This window comes from uncultured Pseudacidovorax sp. (assembly GCF_913773995.1).
Lineage (GTDB): Bacteria > Pseudomonadota > Gammaproteobacteria > Burkholderiales > Burkholderiaceae_C > Xenophilus.
Map to the genome: position 1 here is coordinate 1 of NZ_CAJYES010000217.1, position 2,965 is coordinate 2,965.

A 2,965-nucleotide genomic window follows, 5' to 3' on the forward strand; every position below is an offset into this window, starting at 1 on the left:
CGATGTAGGTCGGCACGCCCACCGCGCGGCTCATGGTGTCGGCGCCGACCAGCACGCCAGCCACGAACACGCCAGCCGCGATCACGCCCAGCGGATGCAGCCCGGCCAGCATCGCGATCACGATGCCGGTGTAGCCATAGCCAGGCGACATGTCGAGCGTGACATAGCTGGTGCGGCCCGCCACTTCGACGGCGCCCGCCAGGCCGGCCAGCGCACCCGAGAGCAGCGCCGTGAGCACGACGGTGCGCGTGACCGGCACGCCCGCAAACGCGGCGGCGCGCGGGTTGGCGCCCAGGGCGCGGATGTCGAAGCCCAGCACCGTGTGCTTGAACAGCAACCACACGCCCACGGCCAGCACCAGTGCGCCGAGCAGGCCGCTGTGCACCCGGGTCTGCGGGATGAGCTTGGACAGTTCCAGCTCCGACTGCAGCGCCACGCTCTGCGGCCAGCCCATGGCGGTCGGGTCCTTCATCGGGCCGTCGAGCAGGGCGCCGACAGCCAGCAGCACGATGAAGTTGAGCAGCAGCGTGGTCACCACCTCGTCCACGCCCAGGCGGCTCTTCATCAGTGCGGGGCCGAGCAGCAGTAGGGCGCCAGCCAGTGCCGCCGCCAAAAACATCAGCGGCAGCAGCACCGCCACCGGCCATTCCAGGCCCGTGCCGTCGTGCATGCCGCCGATGGCGACGGCCGCCAGCGCGCCGGCGTAGAGCTGGCCCTCGGCGCCGATGTTGAACAGCCGGGCCCGGAAGGCCACCGCCGCCGACAGGCCGGTGAGGATCAGCGGGATGGCCCGCGTCAGCGTCTCGCTCAGCGCGAAGACCGAGCCGAAGCCGCCCGAAAGCAGCAGCCCGTAGGTGCGGCCCACCGGCGCCCCGGCCCACAGCACCAGCAGGGCGCTGACCAGCAGCGTGAAGGCGACCGCGCCCACCGGCGCGAGCACCAGGGCCGTGCGCGACGGCTGCGTGCGTCGTTCGAGGCGCATCGTCATGCGGGCGTCCTTTCGGTTTCACCGGCCATCGCCAGGCCGATGGCCTCGCGCGTCCAGGCCTCGGCCGGCCGCGTGGGCGTGAGCTGGCCGCCGTGCATCACGGCGACCTGATCGCCCAGGGCCAGCACCTCGTCGAGATCGTCCGAGATCAGCAGCACCGCCGCGCCCGCGTCGCGCGCCGCGATCAGCTGCCGCTGCACATAGGCCACGGCGCCGATGTCCAGGCCCCAGGTCGGCTGGTGCGCGACGATCAGCCGCGGCACCGCCGTGGAGCCCGCATCGGGCGCGGTCAGCGCGCGCCCGAGGATGAGCTTCTGCATGTTGCCGCCCGACAGCGAGCGGGCCGGCACATCCAGCCCGCCGCCGCGCACGTCGAAGGCCTGCTGGATGCGCGCCGCATGCGCGCGGGCTGCGGCGCGGCGCACCCAGCGCAGGCCGGGCAATAGCCGGCGGGAGAAAGCGGGCGTGCGCAGGCGCTCGGCCACTGCGTTCTCCCACACCGGCAGGTCGCCGACCACGCCCACGGCGTGGCGGTCTTCAGGGATGCGTGCCACGCCCTGCGCCACCAGCCGGGCAGGCTGCGCGGCCAACGGGGCGCCCAGCAATTCGACACGACCGGACTGCGCCTTTCGCGTGCCGCACAGCAACTCGGCCAGCGCGACCTGTCCGTTGCCGGAGACGCCAGCAATCGCCGTGATCTGCCCCGCGCGCAGCGTCAGCGACACCCCGTGCAGCGCGCCGGCGCCGCCGTCGGTGCTCACGCCGTCGAGCACGCACACCTCGGCGCCGGCAGCGGATGCCGGCTGCCGAACAGGCGCCTCCACCGCATGCCCCACCATCCATTGCGCGAGCTGCGCCTGCGTGGTGTCGGCGGCGCGGGCCTCGGCCACCAGCCGGCCCTGGCGCAGCACGGCGACGCGGTGCGAGACGCGCAGCACCTCGCCCAGCTTGTGGCTGATGAAGATGATCGACAGGCCCTGCGCCACCATCTGCCCCAGGGTGTCGAACAGGGCCTCGCTCTCCTGCGGCGTGAGCACCGCGGTGGGCTCGTCCAGGATCAGGATGCGGGCGCCGCGGTACAGCGCCTTGAGGATCTCGACGCGCTGGCGCTCGCCCACCGACAGCGTCGCGACGCGCGCATCGGGCGACACCGGCAGACCGAAGCGCCGGGCCACGACCTCCAGCCGCTCGCGCGCAGCGGCCCGGCGGGTGAAGGGCTGCCAAAGCGGCTCGCTGCCCATCACGATGTTGTCGAGCACGCTGAGGTTGTCGGCCAGGGTGAAGTGCTGGTGCACCATGCCGATGCCGGCCGCCAGGGCGGCTTGCGGATGGCCGGGCGGCAGCGGCTGGCCGAAGGCCTCGATCCGGCCCTCGTCGGCCACGTAATGGCCGAACAGGATCGACATCAGCGTGGACTTGCCGGCGCCGTTCTCGCCCAGCAGCGCCAGTACCTCGCCGGCATGAAGGGTGAGCGAAATGGCGTCGTTGGCCACCAGCGGGCCAAAGCGCTTCGTGATGCCCGACAGCCGCAGCACTGGCGTGCCGCCGGCCGCTTCGCCCACCGGGCTCAGGGCTTCCATTGCGCGAGGAATGCCAGCAGCACCTGCGCCGAATTGTCGGCCGCCAGGCGCATGAAGGTGCCCATCTCGTTGGCGCCCTCGCCACCGCCTGCCAGATCGCTAAGCGACCGGAAGGCGATGTAGGGCACGCCGTTGGCATGCGCCACCATGCCCACGGCGGCTGTTTCCATGTCGAGCACATTGGCCTGGAAGGTGGCGAAGGTGTATTCGCGGAAGGCCTTGTTGTCCATGAAGGCCTGGCCGGAGACGCCGTTGCCGCCGACCACCAGACGCGGCGCGTGCTTGAGGCAGGTGCCGGCTGCGCAGGCCGCCAGGTCCACCTTCATGTTGCGCGCGGCGGCCAGCATGCCCGGGTCCACCTCGAACCAGAAGCGCCGCGCGCAACATGAAGGTGGAC

General features: G+C 72.2%; 2 protein-coding genes and 1 pseudogene. All 3 read right to left on the minus strand.

Going from position 1 to position 2,965, the window contains the following annotated elements; translation table 11 throughout:
• The coding region (locus tag QZ772_RS20120) for an ABC transporter permease (protein WP_295529994.1) at positions 1-982 on the minus strand (982 nt) is incomplete at its 3' end.
• Between the two features lie 2 nt (positions 983-984).
• A complete protein-coding gene (locus QZ772_RS20125) occupies positions 985-2,568 on the minus strand; it encodes an ABC transporter ATP-binding protein (protein ID WP_295529991.1) in 1,584 nt (527 codons plus the stop codon).
• Positions 2,556-2,965: pseudogene (locus tag QZ772_RS20130) on the minus strand (phosphorylase); the annotation flags it as partial. The gene QZ772_RS20125 and the pseudogene QZ772_RS20130, both read right to left, overlap by 13 nt.